18 protein-coding genes are annotated in these 20,710 nt (G+C 65.7%); 5 read left to right on the top strand and 13 right to left on the bottom strand.

The window, feature by feature from the left end:
• Positions 1 to 9 precede the first annotated feature (9 nt).
• Positions 10 to 504 carry a MarR family winged helix-turn-helix transcriptional regulator gene (locus tag AKN83_RS20560; RefSeq protein WP_172803595.1) on the top strand — a complete coding sequence of 165 codons (495 nt, stop codon included), beginning with the start codon at positions 10 to 12 and terminating at the stop codon, positions 502 to 504.
• Here the strand turns inward: AKN83_RS20560 and AKN83_RS20555 are convergent.
• The 4 genes from AKN83_RS20555 to AKN83_RS20540 form a co-directional block, all read right to left on the bottom strand.
• The gene (locus AKN83_RS20555; RefSeq protein WP_050400918.1) at positions 476 to 1,744 is read right to left on the bottom strand and encodes an O-antigen ligase family protein; all 1,269 of its coding nucleotides are present in this window, start codon (positions 1,742 to 1,744) and stop codon (positions 476 to 478) included. The genes AKN83_RS20560 and AKN83_RS20555 overlap by 29 nt on opposite strands.
• Positions 1,745 to 1,875: 131 nt before the next feature.
• On the bottom strand, positions 1,876 to 3,417 hold the full coding sequence (locus tag AKN83_RS20550) for an undecaprenyl-phosphate glucose phosphotransferase (protein WP_050400917.1): 1,542 nt from the start codon (positions 3,415 to 3,417) through the stop codon (positions 1,876 to 1,878).
• Between the two features lie 115 nt (positions 3,418 to 3,532).
• On the bottom strand, positions 3,533 to 4,672 hold the full coding sequence (locus AKN83_RS20545) for a glycosyltransferase family 4 protein (RefSeq protein WP_050400916.1): 1,140 nt from the start codon (positions 4,670 to 4,672) through the stop codon (positions 3,533 to 3,535).
• Between the two features lie 3 nt (positions 4,673 to 4,675).
• Positions 4,676 to 5,314, bottom strand: a complete 639-nt coding sequence (locus AKN83_RS20540; protein WP_050400915.1) for a polysaccharide biosynthesis/export family protein — start codon at positions 5,312 to 5,314, stop codon at positions 4,676 to 4,678.
• A 177-nt stretch (positions 5,315 to 5,491) separates the two neighbouring features.
• Between AKN83_RS20540 and AKN83_RS20535 the strand changes: the two genes are divergently transcribed.
• Entirely contained in the window at positions 5,492 to 7,825 is a 2,334-nt protein-coding gene (locus tag AKN83_RS20535) for a GumC family protein (RefSeq protein ID WP_050400914.1), read from the top strand.
• A gap of 85 nt (positions 7,826 to 7,910) precedes the next feature.
• Here AKN83_RS20535 and AKN83_RS20530 read toward each other — a convergent pair whose 3' ends face one another.
• Positions 7,911 to 9,248, bottom strand: a complete 1,338-nt coding sequence (locus AKN83_RS20530) for an MFS transporter (RefSeq protein WP_050400913.1) — start codon at positions 9,246 to 9,248, stop codon at positions 7,911 to 7,913.
• A 332-nt stretch (positions 9,249 to 9,580) separates the two neighbouring features.
• Here AKN83_RS20530 and AKN83_RS20525 point away from each other — a divergent pair, with 332 nt between their 5' ends.
• A complete protein-coding gene (locus AKN83_RS20525; RefSeq protein ID WP_050400912.1) occupies positions 9,581 to 10,519 on the top strand; it encodes a LysR family transcriptional regulator in 939 nt (312 codons plus the stop codon).
• Between the two features lie 19 nt (positions 10,520 to 10,538).
• Here AKN83_RS20525 and AKN83_RS20520 read toward each other — a convergent pair whose 3' ends face one another.
• Entirely contained in the window at positions 10,539 to 11,732 is a 1,194-nt protein-coding gene (locus AKN83_RS20520) for a GNAT family N-acetyltransferase (protein ID WP_050400911.1), read from the bottom strand.
• A 145-nt stretch (positions 11,733 to 11,877) separates the two neighbouring features.
• On the opposite strand from AKN83_RS20520, the gene AKN83_RS20515 reads away from it, so the two are divergent.
• Positions 11,878 to 12,942 carry a polysaccharide deacetylase family protein gene (locus tag AKN83_RS20515; RefSeq protein WP_172803594.1) on the top strand — a complete coding sequence of 355 codons (1,065 nt, stop codon included), beginning with the start codon at positions 11,878 to 11,880 and terminating at the stop codon, positions 12,940 to 12,942.
• Here AKN83_RS20515 and AKN83_RS20510 read toward each other — a convergent pair.
• The gene (locus tag AKN83_RS20510; protein ID WP_050400909.1) at positions 12,939 to 13,148 is read right to left on the bottom strand and encodes a DUF2842 domain-containing protein; all 210 of its coding nucleotides are present in this window, start codon (positions 13,146 to 13,148) and stop codon (positions 12,939 to 12,941) included. The genes AKN83_RS20515 and AKN83_RS20510 overlap by 4 nt on opposite strands.
• A 97-nt stretch (positions 13,149 to 13,245) precedes the next feature.
• Here AKN83_RS20510 and AKN83_RS20505 point away from each other — a divergent pair, with 97 nt between their 5' ends.
• Entirely contained in the window at positions 13,246 to 14,331 is a 1,086-nt protein-coding gene (locus tag AKN83_RS20505; RefSeq protein ID WP_050400908.1) for a COX15/CtaA family protein, read from the top strand.
• Between the two features lie 9 nt (positions 14,332 to 14,340).
• Here AKN83_RS20505 and nadC read toward each other — a convergent pair whose 3' ends face one another.
• The 6 genes from nadC to AKN83_RS20475 form a co-directional block, all read right to left on the bottom strand.
• Positions 14,341 to 15,192 carry a carboxylating nicotinate-nucleotide diphosphorylase gene (gene nadC / locus AKN83_RS20500; protein WP_050400907.1) on the bottom strand — a complete coding sequence of 284 codons (852 nt, stop codon included), beginning with the start codon at positions 15,190 to 15,192 and terminating at the stop codon, positions 14,341 to 14,343.
• Positions 15,189 to 16,739: an L-aspartate oxidase gene (locus AKN83_RS20495; RefSeq protein ID WP_050400906.1), complete on the bottom strand. Its 1,551-nt coding sequence runs from the start codon at positions 16,737 to 16,739 to the stop codon at positions 15,189 to 15,191. The genes nadC and AKN83_RS20495 overlap by 4 nt, the downstream gene beginning before the upstream one ends.
• Positions 16,736 to 17,722 carry a quinolinate synthase NadA gene (gene nadA, locus AKN83_RS20490; protein ID WP_050400905.1) on the bottom strand — a complete coding sequence of 329 codons (987 nt, stop codon included), beginning with the start codon at positions 17,720 to 17,722 and terminating at the stop codon, positions 16,736 to 16,738. The genes AKN83_RS20495 and nadA overlap by 4 nt, the downstream gene beginning before the upstream one ends.
• Positions 17,723 to 17,776: 54 nt before the next feature.
• Positions 17,777 to 18,736, bottom strand: a complete 960-nt coding sequence (locus AKN83_RS20485; RefSeq protein WP_050400904.1) for an NUDIX hydrolase — start codon at positions 18,734 to 18,736, stop codon at positions 17,777 to 17,779.
• 15 nt (positions 18,737 to 18,751) lie between these two features.
• Positions 18,752 to 19,156, bottom strand: coding sequence for a hypothetical protein (locus tag AKN83_RS20480; protein WP_063695443.1), 405 nt, complete (start codon positions 19,154 to 19,156; stop codon positions 18,752 to 18,754).
• Between the two features lie 156 nt (positions 19,157 to 19,312).
• On the bottom strand, positions 19,313 to 20,593 hold the full coding sequence (locus tag AKN83_RS20475; protein ID WP_063695442.1) for an O-acetylhomoserine aminocarboxypropyltransferase: 1,281 nt from the start codon (positions 20,591 to 20,593) through the stop codon (positions 19,313 to 19,315).
• Positions 20,594 to 20,710: the final 117 nt, after the last annotated feature.

Below are 20,710 nucleotides of genomic sequence, written 5' to 3'. Positions count from 1 at the left end.
GAAGCGCTGATGCAGGAACTCGAGGAGGCGATGCGCCGGTCGTCCGCGCAGGGCGTGATGTACGGCCAAGCCGTTGCAAACATGGCCGGAATCTCCAATTCCGACATGGAATGCATGGACATCCTTCATCTTGAAGGGCGGGTGACCGCGGGGCGTCTCGCCGAAGTGACCGGGCTGACCACCGGCGCGATCACCGGCGTGGTCGATCGTTTGGAGAAGGCGGGCTACGTGCGCCGCGAGCGCGACGCGAGCGACCGACGCAAGGTCTTCATCTCGGTGGTGGAGGAAAAGGCGGCCGAGATCGGCAAGTTCTACGTGCCGATGCAGGACGCGATGCTCAAGCTGTGGAGCGGCTACAGCGACGACGAACTGCGGCTGCTGCTGCGCTTCGCCAATGACGGCTACAAGGGCGTGCTGGAGGCGACCGAAGCATTGAAGGCGGTGATCGACATGCCTCCCGAGCAGCGCGCCGAGCTCAAGATGCCGCCGAAGTCTCGCCGCTAACATCAGGCGTCGTCGCGCGATAGCGCTCGGCCGCCGCGTACATGCCCCACATCGTGCCCAGCATCATCCAGAAATGCCGCCAATGGTCGGTATCGATGATGAAGCTCTCGCCGGCGATGCCGAGGAACGCCGAGAAAATCGCCAGATAGTCGCGTTGCCACGGCACCCGCTTGTAGATGTAGCGGAAACCGATGATCGCGCTGACGAACACCAGCGCCGGATAGCAGATCCCCGAGATCCAGCCGCCCGACATGAAGGCGTTGAGGAACGAGTTGTGGGTGTCCTCGGGGAAGTAGGTGTGGAATTGCAGCGGCCCGATGCCAAACGGCAGTTCGAGCGCCATCTGGGCGCCGAGGATGTGGCGGCCGAACCGGCCGAAGCGGCCTTCGTCGTAGCTCTGATCGAAGCTCGCGCGCTGCTTGAACATGTCGGCGACCGAACCGATCGAGAGCAGCACCGCGACCAGCGCGACGGCCAAGGTCGCTGCGATCACGGTCATCACGATGATGCGCGAGCGCTGCGCCTGCGAGCGGCTGGTGAACACCATCAGCGCCAGCATGAAGGCCGCGGTGACGATCAGGCCGCCCCAGGCGGCGCGTGAGAACGACAGCAGGATCGCAAGCGAGATGATGCCGAACGCGATGGCGTTGCGGAACGCCTTGCCGAAGGGATCGGAGACCACGCTCTGCAGCGTGAACAGCGCCGGCAGGATCAGGAACGCGCCCAGCACGTTGGGGTCCTTGAAGGTGCCGCGGGCGCGATCATACAGCGTCAGCAGGTCGTAGCCGCCGGGCACCAGATGGAAGTAGCCGGCGATGCCCGCCAGCGAGGCGATCATCGCGCCGACGATCAGACCACGGCGCAGCATGTCGAGCCGCGCTTCGGTATCCTCCGACATCACCATCGCGAAGAAGATGACGGTGACGGCCATGTACCAGGAGGTGAGCACCCAGTTCCCCACCTCCGGCTTGTCGAGGAACGGCACCGCGCCGATGCAGTAGCCGACATTGAGCACGATCAGCGCGAACAACAACGGCATGAACACGAGCTGCATGCGCAGGCCCGTCGCAAAGAACAGTACGCACGCGGTCAGCGTGACGAGTTCATACGGGCTCGGTTCGATGAACACGATGGCAACCGACGCGCCGGCGAGCCACACCAGAGCACGCTGCAGCGCCAGCACGCCGGACGATGCCGATGTCGGCGAATGGGACGTCCCGGCTGTCGCCGCATAGGCCATCGGATACTCACGCAACTCGATACAAAATCTTGGTTCCGTCATTGCGAGCGGAGCGAAGCAATCCACCTATCCCCGAATTGCGGCATGGATTGCTTCGTCGCTTCGCTCCCTCGCAATGACGACAGTCGTTCTCAGTATGCGTTCTCGCTCTTGGTCAGCAGCGAGAACGGGGTCTTCAGCAGGATGTAGAGGTCGAACAGCACCGACCAGTTCTCGATGTAGTAGAGGTCGAATTCGACGCGCTTCTGGATCTTCTCGTCGGTGTCGACCTCACCGCGCCAGCCGTTGATCTGCGCCCAGCCGGTGATCCCGGGCTTGACGCGGTGGCGGGCGAAGTAGCCGTCGACGGCCTCGTCGAACAGGCGGTTTTCCAGCTTGCTCTGCACCGCGTGCGGACGCGGTCCGACCAGCGAGAGATTGCCCTTCAGCACGACGTTGAACAGCTGCGGCAATTCGTCGAGCGAGCTCTTGCGGATGAAGCGACCGACGCGGGTGACGCGCGGATCGTTCTTGGTCACGACCTTGGAGGCGGTTGGATCGGCCTGGTGATGGTAGAGCGAGCGAAACTTGTAGACGTCGATCCGCTCGTTGTTGAAGCCGAAGCGTTTCTGGCGGAACAGCACCGGGCCGGGGCTGTCGAGCTTCACCGCAAGCGCCACCAGCCCCAGCACCGGCAGTGCCGCAAGCAGGGCCAGGCCGCCGACCACGCGGTCGAACAGCCATTTCAGCACCAGATCCCAGTCGGTGATCGGCGCCTCGAACACGTCGAGCGTCGGCACGTTGCCGACATAGGAATAGGAGCGGGGGCGGAAGCGCAGCTTGTTGGTGTGGGCCGACAGGCGGATGTCGACCGGCAGCACCCAGAGCTTCTTCAGCATCTCCAGGATGCGGGTCTCCGCCGAGATCGGCAGCGCGAACAGGACGAGGTCGACGCGGGTGCGGCGGGCGAATTCGACGATGTCGTCGACCTTGCCGAGCTTCGGCGAGCCGGCGCAGGTTTCCATGGCGCGGGAGTCGCTGCGGTCGTCGAACACGCCGAGCACGTGGATGTCGGAATCGTCGTCGGCATTGAGCGCCTCGATCAGCTTCTCGCCGTTCTGGTCGGCGCCGACGATGATGGTGCGGCGGTCGAGCCGGCCGTCATGCGCCCAGGCGCGTACCATCGAGCGCAGCACCAGCCGTTCGACGATCAGCACCGCGAGGCCGACGCAGAAGAACGACGACAGCCAGACCCGCGAGACCTCGCCGCCGAGCTTGACCAGGAAGGAGACCCCGATGAACAGCAGGAACACGAACGCCCATGACGAGATCATCAGCGTCATCTGGCGGAGCTGACCGCGGAATATCTGCACCTGGTAGATGTCTGCGGCCTGGAAGCAGACCACCGCCGCAGCCGACATGCCGAGGATCGACGCGATGTACCCCCAATGGACGTCGCCGGCGAGCGGCCTGACATAGGCAAAATAGAGCCCGACGCCGACCAGGCTGAGCAGCACGAAGTCGGCGAGGCGAACCACGCCGGCGATCACCACCGGCGAGTAAGCGCTGCGAACTTTCTGATTGGTAACGGCGAGCGCGGCCGGCGACAGGCGGCGACGGCGTTCGATCTGCGGCTGAGCGGCCGTCGCGGACGCAGCGGCATCCAGCATCGAGCGTGCGTTAAACGGTTCCACGAGTCCACGTCCATTCCTGCGCCTGCAGATGAGCATCCGCACGCAGCACCGAAATTCCCCTGGACGTGAGTTAAGGGGACAAATCGGAAGAAACGGTTACGTGTGTAAGAAATGGTTAACGTTTAGCAAATGCGTCGCGGTAGCCGGCGAGCACGCCCTCGACCATTGCGCTCTGCGAGAAATGCTCGGAAATCCGTTCGCGGAGTTTCCGCGCGCGGGCAGCGGTCGCCGTGGGATTTTCGAGTGCGGCCTTGATTGCGTCGGCCATCGCGCCGGCATTGCTGGGCGCAAATAACGCGTCGGTGTGGGTATCGAAGATTTCCGGGATGCCGCCGACATTGGCCGCGATCATCGGAACGCCGGCGGCGCCGGCCTCGATCACCACATAAGGCATCGAATCGCCACGCGAGGGAACCACCAGTATGCTGCCCTTCGAGAAGCCGTAGCGCGCCTTGACGTGGCCGATGAAGCGAACGGCATCGCCGAGCGACAGCCGTTTCACCTGCTCCTTGAGGCGCTCGAATTCCTCGCCGTCGCCGCCGAGCGTCAGCGTCACCGGTTTGCCCTCGGCGCGCAGTTTCGCCACCGCCTCGATCAGGAGGTCGGCGCCCTTGATGCGGCGGAACTCGCCGACATAGGCAACGTCCGAGGCATCATCGGCCTTGGCGACCGGTTCGAATTCCTCCGACGTGACGCCGTTGAAGACGCAGCGGACGAGGCCTGTCGGCTTGCCGACGGTGCGCTGATAGGTATCGCGGGCAAACGCGCTCTCGAACAGGAACAGGTCGGTGCTGTTCATCAGCGTACGCTCGAGCTGGCTGTAGAAGCGGCCCTTCCAGGTATCGAGCGGATAGTGCAGCGAGCCACCGTGCGGCGTGTAGACCCGGATCACCTTGTCCGATCGCCGCCGCAGCCGGACATAGGCGCCGGCCTTGGCGCCGTGACCATGCACGACATCGGGTTTCAGCTTCCGGATCAGGCCGGCGATATGTGCCCAGACGATGAAGTCGGCGAAGCGCGGCTCGCGCCGGATCGCGACGCGATGGACACCGAGCTTGAGGCGCGGTTCGATCTCGGCGAGGACCGCGTCAGCACGCGTGCCTCCGGTCAGGCTGTCGGCGACGATGCCGACATGGTGGCCGCGTTCGATCTGGCCGTTGGCGACATCGAGGATGTGACGGATGATGCCGCCGACCGGGGCACGGACGACATGCAGGATGCGGAGCGGCCGTTCCTGATCTTGATCCTGTGCCATCGATCAGAACCAGCGTTCGCCGACGAAGACGGTGTCGCCGGGCCCGATCGGCGTGCCCAGGGGAACGACGAAGCGGCCGGCGCCCGATGCATCGGTATGGGTGAGGGTGACCTCGTCGCGCCGGGCGCGCGGCGAGAAGCCGCCGGCGATCGCCACCGCGCTCTCGACCGTCATGTTGGGCACGTAGGGATACTGGCCGGGGGCCTGAACTTCGCCCAGGATGAAGAATGGCCGGTAGGATTCGATCTCGACCGCCACCGAAGGTTCGCGGATGAAGCCGTTGCGCAGCCGTGCGGTGATCTCGGCGGCAAGCCCGGCAGGCGTCCGGCCGCGTGCCGGCACCGGGCCGATCAGCGGCATCGTGATCGCGCCGGCTGCATCGATCGCATAGGAATTGGTCAACCCTTCCTGGCCATAGACGACGACGCGAAGCTTGTCGCCGGGGCCGAGATTGTAGGCCCCGCGCGTCGGCATGGGGTCGGCATAGGCCACGGCCATCGGTGTGGGCGCAGCCAGGGCCGGCTGTCCATACGCCATCGAATCGAGGGCCGGGTCTCCGGCAACCGGCGACGTCCGGCCCATGCAGCCCGCCAGCGCGAGCGCAGCAATCAGACAAACGAGGGGAGCGCGCAGATCGCGCATGCGAGGAATCCCACGGGACAATACCGGCGTCGATTAACGGCACTCATGGTTAACAAACGATGATGGGGCGGTGGTGGCCGGCGCATCCGTCAACCGTGCCGATTAACCCAGCAGCAACCTTAATGGACTGTAATCGCCGCCATTGAGATGGAATCGCGGTGTCCGCGGGAGTTCGTTATGCGTTTTGCATTCTGGCGTAGAGGCAAGGAAAAGGCCGCGGTGCAACGGGCGTTGCCGAAGTCCGCGCCCGTTGCCGACGAAGCCGTCGCGAAGCCTGTTTCGCCGATATCAGCCCAGGACGAGCCGGCGCGTCCGGTGGCGACGGATCTCGATCTGCATGTGCTCGGACGCGCGCTCGCGCGCAAGCGAAGCTGGATCGTCGTGCCGACCGTGCTCGTGTTCGCGGTGTCGCTTGCCGCCGTCAACGTCGTGACGCCGCGCTACAAGTCGGAAGCGCGCATCCTGATCGACAATCGCGAGAACGCCTTCCTGCGTCCGAACGGCGAGCGCGACCTGGAGCGCACCTCGCTCGACGCCGAAGCCGTGACGAGCCAGGTCCAGCTGCTGCTGTCGCGCGATCTCGCCCGCGACATCATCAAGAAGAACAAGCTCGCCGAGCGTCCGGAGTTCGATCCGGTGCTGCGGGGCTTCTCCCCGCTGAAGTCGTTGCTGGCGCTGTTCGGCATCGGCCGCGATCCGTTCAGCCTGACGCCGGAAGAGCGCGTGCTGGATTCCTATTACGAGCGCTTTCAGGCCTATGCGGTCGACAAGTCGCGCGTCATGGTGATCGAATTCCAGTCGGAGGATCCCGAGCTTGCGGAGCGCGTCGCCAACTCGATTGCCGACGGTTATCTGGTGTTGCAGCAGGCCGCGCGGCAGGACCAGGCCAAGTCCGCCAGCACCTGGCTGCTGGGCGAGATCGACAAGCTGCGCAGCAAGGTCGCGGATGCGGATTCGCGGGTCGAGGAATTCCGCTCCAAGTCGAGCCTGTTCGTCGGCACCAACAACATCCCGCTGTCGAACCAGCAGATGGGCGAGCTGAACACGCAGCTCAACAATGCCCGCGCGCTGAAGGCGGATGCCGAGACCAAAGCGCGGCTGATCCGCGAGATGCTTCAGGGCGGCAAGCCGATCGAGGCTTCCGAAGTGCTCAATTCCGAGCTGATCCGCCGGCTCGCCGAGCAGCGTGGCACGTTACGCGCGCAGCTCGCCGAGCAGTCCTCGACGCTGCTCGACAACCATCCGCGCATCAAGGAATTGAAGGCGCAGATCGCCGACCTCGACCGCCAACTGCGCGAGGAGGCCGGCAAGATATCGCGCTCGCTCGACAACGATGCCCGCGTCGCCGAAGGCCGCGTCCAGGCGCTGCAGGCAAGCCTCGACCAGTCGAAGAAGCAGGCCTCGTCGAGCAACAGCCAGGACGTGCAGCTGCGCGGGCTCGAGCGTGAAGCCAAGGCACAGCGCGATCTGCTGGAAGCCTATCTTGCGAAGTATCGCGAGGCGACGGCACGCGAGAACATCGAGGCGGCGCCGACCGACGGCCGCATCATCTCGCGCGCCACGGTCTCGAACACGCCGGCCTATCCGAAGAAGTTGCCGATCGTGCTGATCGCGACACTGGCGACGCTGTTGCTGTCGTCCGGGATCATCATCACCGGCGAGCTGCTGCGCATCTCCGCGCCCGGCGCGGTGGGCCGTGCCTTCGCGCCGGCCGCCGCAGTGATCCGGCGCCGCGAACCGGTCATGGAGGCCGTGGCCGAAGACGAGCCGGCACCGATGCTGGCGCCAGAGCCCGCAGGCGCGGCGCCAGTTGCGTCGAGGACGCCGCCGGAGCCCGAACTGCCGCCGGCGTCCGGAACCGCCTACGAGCCCGTCATCAGCGAGCCGCAGCCTGCGCCGGCCCATGCGGTCGACGAGATCGATCAACTTGCCGAGCGTCTCGTCGCGGCCGGTCCCGCCGCCCACAAGGTCACGGTCCTCGGTCCGGCTGCCGGGGAGAGCGTGACGGCGACGGCGTTGACGCTGGCCCGTCTGATGGCGCGCCAGGCCAAGGTCGTGGTTGTCGATCTCGTCGGTTCCTCGCCTGCGCTGACGGCGGCCACGGTCGATCCCGGCGCGCCCGGCCTTGCCGAACTGATGCAAGGCGAGGCGCCGTTCGCGCAGATCATCACCAAGGATAGGCAATCGCGGGTTCAGATCGTCAGCGCCGGTCGGCCGGGCTTCGATCGTTCGCATCTGCAGTCGCCCCGATTGGCGCTCGCGATCGATGCGCTGCTCCGGGTCTACGACCATGTGTTGCTCGAGGCCGGCTCGGCCGTCGACCTGCCGGCCGAGCTGCTGACCGCGAAGGCGCAAGCGGTCGTCGTGCCCGACGCCAGCATGGCACAGGATGCCCGCCGCTCGATAGTCGATCAGCTCAGGGCCGTCGGCTTCTCCGAGGTGACGATGCTGAGCAAGCCCTGCGCGCCGTCGGAAACGGTCGCGACGGGGCCGCGCGTGGTGGCGGCCTGAACAGGCCGCCGAAGCGCGATGAGATCAGGTTGATCGTCACTGCGCCTTCCGTTTGAAAAGCCGCTTTGCGTTTGCCGGTAACGCTTCAGTGCGCGAGCACGGGCTCGCGCGCGGCGCGCTCCAGCACTGGATCAATCCGCAGCCTGATCGTGACGAGCGCGCCGATCAGACCGACGACCGCGAGCAGCAGCAGGCCCGCGGTGAATCCGCCGGTCAGGTCCTTCAGGTAGCCCATCGCGAACGGGCCCGCGAAGCCCGACAGATTGCCGAGCGAATTGATCGCGGCAATGCCCGCCGCGGCCGAGGCGCCGTTCAGGATGCTGGCCGGCATCGGCCAGAACATCGGCGGCACCGCCGACACGCCGATCTGCGCGAGGCAGAGCAGGCCGACGATCAGTACGGGACTAGAGGCCAGGCCGGCTAGTCCGATGCCGACGGCGGCCAGCGTCAATGCCCCGGCAACATGGTAGCGCCGCTCGCCGGTCTTGTCGGAATGACGGCCGAGCAGCACCATGCCGACCGCGCCGAACACGAAGGGCAGGGCGGCGATGAAGCCGGTCTGGGTGTCGGTCACGCCAAACGCCTTGATGATGGTCGGCAGGAAGAACGCGACGCCATAGCTCGCCGCATTGAGGCAGAAGTACACGAGCGCGCAGGCGAGCACCCGCGAATCGGTGAGCGATTGCAGCACCGAGATGTGCTCCACGGCTTCCTTCTTCTGCCGCTCGATCTCAAGGGTGTTCTGCACCCATTTGATCTCGTCGGGCTGCAGCCAGCTCGCCTGACGCGGGAAGTCCGGCAACATCGCCAGGACGGCGAAGCCGACCAGCACCGACGGCAGCGCTTCGCAGATGAACAGCCACTGCCACCCGGTCAGGCCGGCTCCCGACAGGTTGAGCAGCAGGCCCGAGATCGGCGCCCCGATGATGCTGGAGATCGGGATCGCGAGCATGAACAGGCTGATCACGCGGGCCCGATAGATCGTCGGGAACCAGAGCGTCAGGTAGAAGATGATTCCGGGGAAGAAGCCGGCCTCGCAGGCGCCGAGCAGCAGGCGAAGGAAGTAGAAGATCCATTCGCTCGAGAGGCCGCTCGCCGCGGACATCTGCGGGATGAAGGCGAATGCCGCCGAGACGATGCCCCAGCTGATCATGATGCGTGCGATCCAGCGCCGCGCGCCGAACCGTTCCAGGAGGATGTTGGAGGGCACCTCGAAGAAGAAATAGCCGACAAAGAAGAGGCCCGCGCCGAGCCCGTAGGCAGCCTCGCTGATGCCGAGCGCCGCATTCATGTGCAGCTTGGCGAAGCCGACATTGACGCGATCGAGATAGGCCACGAAGTAACACAGGATGAGGAACGGAATCAGCCGCCGCATCATCTTTCCGATCGCGCGCTTCTCGACATCGTCGCTCATCGTTCCCATCCCTTCTGGTTTTTCGATTCGGAGCACGGTCACCGCGCTGTCCGGGGCGGTACATTGTACACCCGCAGCGGTCCGTCGCTCTTCCAAGTCGCCTTGCAAGCTGCATTCATTGTTGTGTAATCGGCGGCCGCGTGACTAATGGCATTTGGGAATGGAGCCACGGCGAAACCGTCATGATGCACCGCGGTATGGCCGCGGGAACCCCGGTGTTTCCCAGCGAAGTGGACACCGGTTCGCGTTTAGAAAGCGCGCCGAGACTAGAATCTGGCGTTCGGTTCGTTCCGCCTCGATCGGATCGGACGGGCTTCAGCCGGGCAGGATGGTGACAGGCCGTGATCAATAATCTGAAATTGCGCCAGTTGCGCCTGCTGGTCGCGCTGGACAGCGAGCGCAAGCTACAGTTGGCTGCCGAGCGTCTCAACATCACTCAATCGGCGGCGTCCAAGATGCTGGCCGAGATCGAGGCGGTGGCGCGGGTTCCGTTGTTCGAGCGCACGGCGCGCGGCGTCGAGCCCACGGCCTACGGCTCCATCTTGATCCGCGGCGGCAGGAGTGTCCTTGCCGACCTTGACCGGGTCACCGATGAATTCGCCGGTTACCGGTCCGGCGAACTCGGCACCGTATCGGTCGGAACGGTCGCCAAGCCCAGCATCGACCTCGTCGTCGATGTGATGCAGTATCTCGGCGAGAAGCTGCACCGGGTAAGCATTTCACTCGATGTCAGCACCAGCCCGCCGCTGGTCGCGCGGCTGCTCGCGCTGGAGCTGGATTTCATCGTTGCGCGGATACCCGCCGGCGTCGATCCCGGACAGTTCGACTATCACGAGATCGGGGCCGAGCAGGCCGGCCTGCTGGTCCGCGTCGAGCATCCGCTGGCCGCGCTCGACAGCGTCAATCTGGAAGACACGGTCGACCTGCAATGGATTTCCCAGCCGCGGGAATCCTTCATGCGCCAGGCGCTCGAGCGGCTGTTTTACAGCCGGGGTATTGCGCCGCCCCAGCGCATGATCAACACCGAATCCTTCTCCGCATCGATCGGAATTGCGGCAGGGATCGATGCGATCGTGCCGGTGCCCCTCTTGATCTTCGATCTGCTCGATCCGCAGCGCTTCAAGATGCTGCGCATCCGCGACCAGTTGATGCTCGAGAGTTACGGGCTGATCAAGCTGCGCAGACGCGCGCTGTCGCCGGCCGCAACGCTGGTGTTCGATGCGATGATGCGGCTCGGTGTTACGAGCGGACGGCAGGGATCGGAAGGCTCGTCTGCCTAAACGTCGCTTGCAGGCGTTTTCAGCGGAACATGCTGCGCAGGTTCTGCGCGATCTCGAACAGCGCCGGATTGTGCTTCACGGCGCGCTTGGCACGGCTGAGCGCCGACAGCGCGCTCGCCGCCGGCTTGCCGCGCAGGGTGAGCGGAATGAAGCTGTCGACGATCGCCTCGTCGTCCTTGCAGAACAACCGCTTGTACTCGTCGGAGCCGATGCCGAGGTCGAAGGCGCGGTAGTTCAGGCCGGCATGGCGGTCGATGATGTCGCGCATCAGGATCAGGCCGGGGCTGAACTTGGAATTGGCCGACATCGTGTAGGTGTTGAACATCATCGAGAAGCGATGGCCGTCGGACACGCCCGCGAAGATCGCGATCACTTCCTCATCGCACTCCAGCGCGTGGATCTCGATCGCGTAGCCCTGGCCGCCGGCGCGCGGCGCCAGGCAGGCGCTGCGGATGAACTGCTCGACGCCGGGCTCGGCGAACACGTTGGGCAGTTTCTGCTCGGCCATGCGGTGCGGCTTGACGCGGAAGAACCAGTCGAGCAGGCGGCAGACGTCGGCGCTGTCGGCTGCGACATGATAGCGGTAGCCGGGCAGCGCCTGCAGCTTGCGCTCCTTGCCCTTGAGGCGGCGGCGGAACGAATTGCTGATCAGTGCCGCGGGCGCGGCGCCGGGCTCGATCATCAGCAACGGACAGTCGTTCACTGAAGCCTGGTGGGGCACCAACGCCAGCGGATTGGGCTGGTCCTTCCAGCGCAGTGGCTGCTGGCAGAGTATGAGCGCATCGACGCGGGACCGCTCGGCAATCGAGCTCGTCAGCGCCGTGATGTCGGTTTCGGTTGCGTTGGCGGCAAAATCCTTGTCGTACAGCGCCATGTTGAAGGTCGCATGCTTGCCGCCCATGAAGCTCGCACAGTTCGCGCCCAGGCGCTGCTCGGCGGCGAGCGGCAACAGCAGCAGCGGACGGCGTTCGCTGTCATGAGCTACGACGATGAAGGGCCGCAGGCCTTCGCGCTCGCCGACCTGGCGTTGCCAGTTGGCGAGGAAATCGAAGCGCTGATAGGGCGTGTAGTTGTGTTGCGGTGTTTCGAGACTGCGCCAGGTCGCTTCGGCCGCGGTGAGGTCATGAAAGATGTCGACGCCGGCGACGCGAATTGCGCTCGGCCATGGCCGCGTCTCCGCCGTCTGGCCTTCAACTGTCGCCGCCATGATCATCTCGGAACCAAACTTTTTTAAGGTATTAATTTACAGTTCTCGACTGGGGCCGACCTTCGCAGGGAAATGTCAACAAAGAGTAATAAGAATGGCTCGGCAGGGGGCTTGGCGGCGTGGGGGAACCCGCCGCACAGGGGCGGGGATTTTGGCGCCGGACAACGGAATTTTGCGGCGGGCCCGGATGGAGCTCGCCTATTTCAGCGGTGCCTTCCGTCTGCGGGAACGCGAGGCCGGGGGCGCCGGGGCGATCCTGCGCTTCAAGCGCGTCCGCCCAGCCCAGCGAGTGCGGTTTCGTCCGCTGAAGTCGCAGGAGATCACGCCGGCATTTCTCGATCGCACGATCCGCGCGCTGAAGCGCTGGCAGTACGACATCGTCGGGATCGACGAGGCCTGCCGCCGCGCCGTGACCTTGCCCGAGCGCCGGCGCTTTGCCTGCCTCAGCTTCGACGGTGCCAGCAAAGATATCGTCACCCATGCCTACCCCGTGCTCGCCAGACACGGCGTCCCCTTCACCCTCTATCTGCCGACAGCCTTCCCAGACGGCGTAGGCGTCGCGTGGTGGCTGGTGCTCGAGGACATCATCGCCCGCGAGAGCCGGATCAGCCTGGTGATGGACGGCCGGGAGCGACACTTCGTGATCTCGAGCCTGTCGGACAAATACGAGCTGTTCGATTTCCTGTCCGGCTGGCTGCGCAAGCTGTCGCCGGCTGATCTGTCCTATGCGGTGAACGATCTCGGCCGGCGCTATTCGGCCAATGCGGCGCAGTTGTCACGCAGTGCCTCGCTCGACTGGACGGATCTGGCGAAGCTCGCGGCCGATCCGCACGTGACGTTCGGCAGCGCCACGGTGAACTATTCCGTCCTGTCGAGTCTCAGGGATGCCGATGCGCAGCGCGAAATCGCGATGGGAAAGGCGGTTGCCGAAAGCGCATTGCGGCGGCCGATCAGACATTTCGCATTCCCCTTCGGGGACCGCGAAGCGTTCCGGCGTCCGCATGTCGTAATGGCCGAGGAGGCCGGCTTCGCCAGCGCGGTGTCGACCATATCAGGGGTGGTCGAGGCGCAGGGACGCACTAATCTCCATGCACTGCCGCGCATCGCATGGGACGGCCGCGTCCGCTCACTGCGGATGATGCGCGTGCTGCTCTCGGGCGTGATGTTCGCACCGGTTCGGCCGACGCGGCATGCGCGCGACGAGGGCGCGGTCTAGGCGCGATCCGGCCGCGACATCCAGGACACGATCGGCATCGCCGGCAGCACCCAGCCGAGGCCGGCGACCACGTAGAAGATCGCCTGCAGCAGCCCCGAATTGGCGAGCCACGGGGTCTGGGCCACCGTCATGCCGAGCAGCGACCACACCACGACCAGGATCAGCAGGGCGATGGTTCCGAGCAGTTTGCGGGTGCGTATGGCCATGGCGGATATGTATGGATGACTCGTGATCTCGGCGGCGCTTGCGCCGCGGGCGCGGCGGACTATAAGGGGCCCGAAAATCCAATCAAGTCAGGGCGAAATGGCCGGTATTTCCGCACAACCATCGCAGCTCCGCGCCGTCAGGGTCTGGCTGATCGCAGTCGCTGCCCTGATCGCGCTGATGGTGCTGGTCGGCGGCGCCACACGGCTCACCGAGTCCGGCCTGTCGATCGTCGAATGGAAGCCGGTGACCGGCGCGCTGCCGCCGCTGACCGAGGCGCAGTGGACCAAGGCCTTCGAGGGCTACAAGACCATCCCGCAATACCGTGAGCTCAACGCCGGGATGACGCTCGCGCAATTCAAGACGATCTTCTGGTGGGAGTGGAGCCACCGGCTGCTCGGCCGGGTGATCGGTGCCGCCTATCTGCTGCCGTTTCTTTATTTCCTGTGGCGCGGCGCAGTGAGCGGCGAGCTCGGCCGGCGGCTGTGGGCGATCTTCGGCCTCGGCGCGCTGCAGGGTGGAGTCGGCTGGTGGATGGTGGCGTCCGGCCTCTCGGAACGCGTCGAGGTGTCGCAGTATCGGCTCGCGACCCATCTGGTGCTGGCGCTCCTGATCTTCGCGGCGATCGTGTGGACGCTGCGGCGCTTGACGGACCGCCCAAGCGTGATCGCGCCGCTCAGGCTGAAGATCACGAGTGCGGTGCTGCTCGTGCTCACCTTCGTGCAGCTCTATTTCGGCGCGCTGGTCGCGGGCCTGCGCGCGGGCAGGGTTTACAACACCTGGCCCGACATCGACGGCGGCTTGATTCCAGCGGCTGATCGGCTCTGGTTCGAGACGCCGTGGTGGCGCAATCTGTTCGACAACACGCTGACCGTGCAGTTCGAACACCGCATGACGGCCTATCTGCTGTTCGCGCTGGCGTTGGCACATGCGGTCGACGTCGTGCGCTCGCGCGCCGGAGGTGCCGTGATCGCGGGCGCCTGGTGGCTGGTCGCGGCGATCACGCTACAGGCGACGCTCGGCATCCTGACGCTGTTGCATCAGGTGCCGATCGATCTGGCGCTGACGCACCAGGCGGTCGCGATCGTTGTGCTGACGCTCGCGATTCTGCAGGCCGAGCGGTTCGCGGCGCGCCGGACCGAGCGGGACCAGCCGACGCTCGTTCCGGTCGGCCAGTCCCTCTGATTTGATCCATCAGGGCAGATAGTCGAGCCCGATATCGAGCGCAGCCGAGCTGTGGGTCACCCAGCCGACCGAGATCAGATCGACGCCGGTGGCGGCAATCGCCGCGGCGGTCGCTGCGGTGATACGGCCGGAGGCTTCGGTGATCGCCTTGCCGCGCGCCATCGCCACCGCCTGGCTGAGCTGCTCCGTCGTCATGTTGTCGAGCAGGACCGCATCGACGCCGAACGCCAGCGCCTCCTCGAGCTGCGACAGCGTGTCGACCTCGACCTCGATCTTGACGAGATGACCGGTATTGGCCTTGGCGCGTTCGACCGCGGTGCGGATGCCGCCGGCGAGCGCGATGTGGTTGTCCTTGATCAGCACGGCGTCGTCGAGCCCGAAACGGTGATTGCCGCCGCCGCCGGCACGGACCGCGTATTTCTCCAGCGCACGCAGCCCTGGCGTGGTCTTGCGGGTGCAGACGATCTGCGCGCGCGTGCCGGCGACGGCCTTGACCAGCGTAGCGGTCGCGCTCGCGACGCCGCTCAGATGGCAGAGGAAGTTGAGCGCGGTGCGCTCCGCCGTGAGCAGGCTGCGGGCCGGGCCGTCGATGATCGCGATGACCTGGTCGGGTTCGACCGCGCTGCCGTCGGGCCGCTCGGCGCGTAGCGTGATGGCCGGCGACACCGTCTGGAAGGCGGTGCGCGCCACATCGAGGCCTGCGATCACGCCGGGCTGCCGTGCCCGCATCACGAGGCGCGCCTGCTGACTGGCCGGCACGATGGCGTCTGCCGTGATATCGCCGGCCCGGCCGAGATCCTCACGCAACGCGGTTTGCACGATCGGCTCATACAGCAGCGGCAACAGGGGATTGAGGGTCATGAGTGGGCACTCCTGGCTGAGAGGTTGGATTCAACGATGTCGTGCGCGGCGGCGAGCGCCTCGGCACGGGTGAGAGAAGACGGGCTCGCCGATAGAGCCGTGTGCGGGAAATCGGTGCGGAAATGACCGCCGCGGCTCTCCTCACGCCGGATTGCGGCCACCGCGATCATCAATCCGACCAGCGCTGCGTCGGATGCCGCGCTCTGGCCGCGCGCGAGCGGAAGGAGGCCGCGGATCGCGCGTGCGATGCCGTCGCGGTCGCGCAGCACACCCAGCCCCTGGGTGAGGATCGGACGCACGGCAGAAGGATCGGAGGCGGGCGGCATGGCGTCGTCGCTCAGCATCACGCGTGGACCTGCGCTGACGCCTTCGATGCTCTCGGCAACCCAGCGCGCGCAGACGATCGCTTCCATCAGCGAGTTGCTGGCGAGCCGGTTGGCGCCGTGCAAGCCGGTGCGCGCGGCCTCGCCACAGGCCCACAGGCCTTGCACCGTGCTGCGGCCATGGCCGTCAACCGCGATGCCGCCCATGTGGTAATGGACCGCGGGCCGGATCGGGATCGGATCACGGGCGGGATCGATGCCGGCCATCTTGCAGAACGCGCTGATCACGGGATAGCGCTGCGCAAACTCCGCGCCTGGATGCTGGCGTGCATCGAGGAAAGTGCGGTGTCCCGCGGCGCGGTGGCGCCAGACCGCGCGCGCGACGATGTCGCGCGGCGCGAGCTCGGCGCCGGGCTGATCGGCCATGAAGCGCTGCCCGGTCTCGTCGATCAGGGTCGCGCCGTCGCCGCGGATCGCCTCGGTGAGCAGCGGCATCGGGCGCGACGGCCCGTCGAAGGCGGTCGGATGAAACTGGACGAATTCGATGTCCGACAGTCTTGCGCCGGCATGTGTCGCGAGCGCGAGGCCCTGGCCGAAGCATCCGCCCGGATTGGTGCTGTCCGAAAACAGCCCGCCAATGCCGCCGGTCGCTATTACCACCCGATTGGTCGCGATCGTCAGCGCGCCGCGGGCGCCGGCTGCAAGTACGCCCTTGACCGCATTATCCTCGACCAGCAGCCGGCGTGCCTCGACGCCTTCCAGCAGGGTGATCGATGGCGTCCGGCGGACCGCCGCGATCAGCGCGCGCATGATCTCGCGGCCGGTGCCATCACCGGTGGCGTGCACGATGCGGTTGCGGCCGTGTGCTGCCTCGAGCCCGAGCCGCCAGCTGCCGTCGGCGCGCCGGTCGAAGGCGACGCCGAGCTCGGCCAGATGCGCCACGGCAGCAGGCGCGGCGAGGACGATCCGGGATGCCGCGGCCGCGTCGCAGAGGCCGGCGCCGGCCGCAAGCGTATCGGCGAGATGGAGGTCTGGCGTGTCATCCGCGCCGACCGGCGCGGCGAGACCACCCTGCGCCCACATGCTGGACGCTTCGGCGCCGAGCGGCGACTTCGACAGCAGTACGACCGGCTCGGGCGCGAGCTGAAGTGCGGTCATCAGCCCCGCGGCGCCACCGCCGATGATGACCGGGCGGCCGTTCAGATCGGAAAGATCAGTACTCATATTGCCAGCATCCTTTCGACGCTCTTGCGCGCGCGATCGGCGATCTCAGGGTCGATCGTGACCTCGTGCTGATTGGTCTCCAGCGCGTGGCGGATGTTCTTCAGCGTGATCCGCTTCATGTGCGGGCATAGATTGCAGGGCCGGACGAAGTCGACATCGGGATTGCGGGCCGCGATGTTGTCGCTCATCGAACATTCCGTCAGCAGCACGACGCGCGGCGGACGCTTGGTCTCGACGAAGGACTGCATCGCGGCCGTCGAACCCGCAAAGTCCGCTTCGGCGACCACCTCGGGCGGGCATTCCGGATGCGCCAAGACGGTGACATCAGGGTAATTCTCACGCAGCTGGCGCACGTCATCGGCGGTGAACAGCTCGTGCACCTCGCAATGGCCCTTCCAGGCGATGATCTTCTTGCTCGTCTGCTTGGCGATGTTCTGCGCCAGATATTCATCCGGCAGCATGATGACGCGCTCGGCGTCGAGCGACTCCACCACCTTGAGGGCGTTGCCTGAGGTGCAGCAGATGTCGGACTCCGCCTTCACTGCAGTCGACGTGTTGACATAGGCGACGACGGGCGCGTCCGGATAGCGCGCACGCATCAGCTGCACGTCGGCTGCCGTGATGGAATCCGCCAGCGAGCAGCCGGCCTCCAGGTCGGGGATCAGCACAGTCTTCGCCGGATTGAGCAGCTTCGCCGTCTCGGCCATGAAGTGCACACCCGCGAGCACGATGACATCAGCGTCGACCTTGGTCGCTTCACGCGCGAGCAACAGACTGTCGCCGACGATGTCGGCGACGCCGTGGAAAATCTCCGGCGTCTGGTAGTTATGCGCCAGCACCACCGCGTTGCGGCGGCGCTTCAGCGCGAGGATCGCGTCGACATCCTCGGCGAAAGTCGCCCATTCGAATGGTGGGATGACGCGCTTGACGCGCTCATAGAGCGGGGCGGTGCGCTCGAGTAGTGCGGTATCGAGGGAAGCCATTTATACTCTCCTTGAGCATAAGATGTCTTATACTTATCCTGAGCATAAGGCGTGTCAAGTGCGCGAGAGCGGAAGCTTGGTGCCAGCGACGGCCCGTTCGGCCAGCACGGCGTGCCGGAAGCGGAACAGCTTGGCCGGCCGTCCGACGGTATCGGCGGCCATTGCGCCAGTCTCTTCAACGAGTTCCTGCTGCTCGATCAGCCGGCGGAAGTTCTGCTTGTGGACCAACCGGCCTGCGAGCGCCTCAACACTGCGTTGCAGTTGCAGCAGGGTGAACTCGGCGGGCATCAATTCGAATACCACCGGACGGTATTTGATCTTGGCGCGCAGTCGCGCGATCCCGGTGGCGAGGATGCGGCGATGATCTGCCGTCATCGGCTTGCCCGGCGCGGCCGGCGCCTCGCGGTCATGCGCGCGTCCGGCTTCCGGGATCAGCGACGCCTCCCAGAGCAGCTCGTAACGCTGCAGTACCAGTTCTTCATTCCAGCCGCGATCGTCGAGCCCGAAGGTGATCGCGCAGCGCTGCCAGCGCTCGCGCTGCAAGGTCGGTGACGGCGCGGCTTTCGCCCATGTCTTCAGTTTCGGCGCGATCGACCTCGCAATGAAAGCCGGCGCGCCGGCGCGCTGATCTTCCCAGGGGAAATAATCGTACCAGCCCGACCAATGCGCCTCGAAGCCTTCGCCGACCCGGTCCTCGCGGGTCAGCCCGAGATAGCTGATCGAGACGCTGTGCGGGCCCTTGGCGTCGCCGGATCGGCCGCGGTCGGCAAAGGTGTAGAGCTGCTCGACATAGCCGAGCGGGTGGCCGGTCTGCGCCTCGACCCAGGCCCGCAGCGCGGTCTGCAGCGAACGGTGGGTGAACTCGAACGGGCCGCTCGGCAGCGCGGAACCGCCGGCGATGGTCATGATCTTGGGCGTGCCGTCGGTGACGGCGACCAGCACCGCGACGAGGTCGGCGGTGACGGCATTTCCCGAAACCGGTGCGCTGGTTTTCTTCTGCGGCGATCTGGCCACCCGATCGTTCCGCCCTTAGCAGTAGCCGTAGACGCCGCAGGCGTAGGGCAGGCGGTCCCAATAGGTCACATAGGCGCCGCCGTAGTAGGGGCCGAAATAGTTGTAGGAATGCCAGTTGCCGTAATAGCCGGGCAGCGACGATGATCCCGGCAGCAGCGGTTCACCCGGCACGTACGGGATGTACGGCTCTGAATTGAGCGGGATCACCGTGGGCTCGACGACCACGAGTTGACGTCCGCGCCGCACATAGGTCGGCCCTGTGATGGTGGTGCGGTAGGCATAGTGCCGGCGCGGCAGGCCAGCCGGCAATTGGCGCGCGGCCTTGACGGTTGTGCTCTTGGCGACGACCGGGCCGTCGGCGGCGTCAGCAGGCGAAGTCGCAAACAGTGCGATCGCGAGCGGCAATATCCAGCGCAGCATCAATGGTCTCCCGAATCATCCGGAGCCTATCACTGCCACTTTATGCCGGATTGAGCGTTAACGAGAGACCCGTCGCAATTAAGCGTTAACGCGAGACACATCGTTCGGGCAATTGGCCGGAGCGATGCGGGGCACCGCTCCGGAACAATGGCGGGATCAGGCGCGCAGGGCCTGGTCGAGATCAGCGATCAGGTCTTCCTTGTCCTCGATGCCGATTGAGAGCCGCACCACCTCGGGCGCCGCGCCGGACTTCACCTTGGCGGCATCGTCGAGCTGGCTGTGGGTGGTGGAGGCCGGGTGGATCACCAGCGAGCGGGTGTCGCCGACATTGGCCAGATGCGAAAACAGCTTCAGGTTCGACACCAGGTTGACGCCGGCGTCATAGCCACCCTTGAGACTGAAGGTGAACACCGCGCCGGCGCCTTTCGGTGCGTATTTGCGCTGCAGGGCGTTGTATTTGTCGCCGGGCAGGCCGGCGTAGTTCACCGCCGACACGGCCGGGTGGGTCGAGAGGAATTCCGCCACCGCCTTGGCATTGTCGCAGTGCTTCTGCATGCGCAGCGGCAGTGTCTCGATGCCGGTCAGGATCATGAAGGCGTTGAACGGCGACAGCGCCGGGCCGAGGTCGCGCAGGCCCAGCACGCGGCAGGCGATCGCGAAGGCGAAATTGCCAAAGGTCTCCTGAATCCGGATGCCGTGATATTCGGGGCGCGGCTCGCTCAGCATCGGATATTTGTTGTCCTTCGACCAGTCGAAGGTGCCGGCGTCGACGATGATGCCGCCGAGCGAATTGCCATGACCGCCGAGGAACTTGGTCAGGGAGTGCACGACGATGTCGGCACCATGGTCGATCGGCTTGATCAGATAGGGCGAGGCCAGCGTGTTGTCGACGATCAGCGGCACGCCGGCCTTGCGCGCGACGGCGGCGATCGCCTCGATATCGGTGATGCTGCCGGCGGGGTTGGCGATCGACTCGATGAAGATCGCCTTGGTGTGCGGCGTCACCGCGCGCTCGAAGCTTTCGATCTCGTCAGGATCGGCCCAGGCCACGTTCCAGCCGAACGCCTTGAAGGCGTGGGTGAACTGGTTGATCGATCCGCCGTAGAGTTTTCGGGCGGCGATGATTTCGTCGCCGGGTTTCAACAGCTGCTGCAGCACGACGAGCTGCGCGGCGTGGCCGGAGGCGACCGCAAGCGCCGCGGTGCCGCCCTCGAGCGCTGCGACGCGTTCCTCGAGCACGGCGTTGGTCGGGTTGCCGATCCGGGTATAGATGTTGCCGAAGGCCTGCAGGCCGAACAGCGAAGCCGCATGGTCGGCGTCATTGAAGACGAATGACGTGGTCTGGTAGATCGGCGTCGCCCGCGCGCCGGTGGTGGGATCAGGCTGCGCGCCGGCGTGCACGGCGAGGGTGGAAAATCCCGGAAGGCGATCGGTCATTCTTTGTGTCCTGTTGTGGCCTGGTCGAAACGCGCGGCATGCTGATAGCGGCGGCGCTCGCCGTCAAGCGAGACGGCTATGCCGGCATTTTTTGGAATGGGCATCCAGCGCCATACC

The organism is Bradyrhizobium embrapense, assembly GCF_001189235.2.
Classification (GTDB): domain Bacteria; phylum Pseudomonadota; class Alphaproteobacteria; order Rhizobiales; family Xanthobacteraceae; genus Bradyrhizobium; species Bradyrhizobium embrapense.
The sequence above is the reverse complement of the archived record's forward strand: the minus strand, read 5'-3'. Positions and strand labels throughout refer to the sequence as shown.

Excerpts from the sequence above, each read along its gene's own strand:
- AKN83_RS20560 (WP_172803595.1), top strand. The coding sequence starts at position 10 with ATGCAGGAACTCGAGGAGGCGATGCGCCGGTCGTCCGCGCAGGGCGTG.
- AKN83_RS20555 (WP_050400918.1), bottom strand. The coding sequence starts at position 1,744 with ATGGCCTATGCGGCGACAGCCGGGACGTCCCATTCGCCGACATCGGCA.
- AKN83_RS20545 (WP_050400916.1), bottom strand. The coding sequence starts at position 4,672 with ATGGCACAGGATCAAGATCAGGAACGGCCGCTCCGCATCCTGCATGTC.
- AKN83_RS20540 (WP_050400915.1), bottom strand. The coding sequence starts at position 5,314 with ATGCGCGATCTGCGCGCTCCCCTCGTTTGTCTGATTGCTGCGCTCGCG.
- AKN83_RS20535 (WP_050400914.1), top strand. The coding sequence starts at position 5,492 with ATGCGTTTTGCATTCTGGCGTAGAGGCAAGGAAAAGGCCGCGGTGCAA.
- AKN83_RS20530 (WP_050400913.1), bottom strand. The coding sequence starts at position 9,248 with ATGGGAACGATGAGCGACGATGTCGAGAAGCGCGCGATCGGAAAGATG.
- AKN83_RS20520 (WP_050400911.1), bottom strand. The coding sequence starts at position 11,732 with ATGATCATGGCGGCGACAGTTGAAGGCCAGACGGCGGAGACGCGGCCA.
- AKN83_RS20510 (WP_050400909.1), bottom strand. The coding sequence starts at position 13,148 with ATGGCCATACGCACCCGCAAACTGCTCGGAACCATCGCCCTGCTGATC.
- AKN83_RS20505 (WP_050400908.1), top strand. The coding sequence starts at position 13,246 with ATGGCCGGTATTTCCGCACAACCATCGCAGCTCCGCGCCGTCAGGGTC.
- nadC (WP_050400907.1), bottom strand. The coding sequence starts at position 15,192 with ATGACCCTCAATCCCCTGTTGCCGCTGCTGTATGAGCCGATCGTGCAA.
- AKN83_RS20495 (WP_050400906.1), bottom strand. The coding sequence starts at position 16,739 with ATGAGTACTGATCTTTCCGATCTGAACGGCCGCCCGGTCATCATCGGC.
- nadA (WP_050400905.1), bottom strand. The coding sequence starts at position 17,722 with ATGGCTTCCCTCGATACCGCACTACTCGAGCGCACCGCCCCGCTCTAT.
- AKN83_RS20480 (WP_063695443.1), bottom strand. The coding sequence starts at position 19,156 with ATGCTGCGCTGGATATTGCCGCTCGCGATCGCACTGTTTGCGACTTCG.
- AKN83_RS20475 (WP_063695442.1), bottom strand. The coding sequence starts at position 20,593 with ATGACCGATCGCCTTCCGGGATTTTCCACCCTCGCCGTGCACGCCGGC.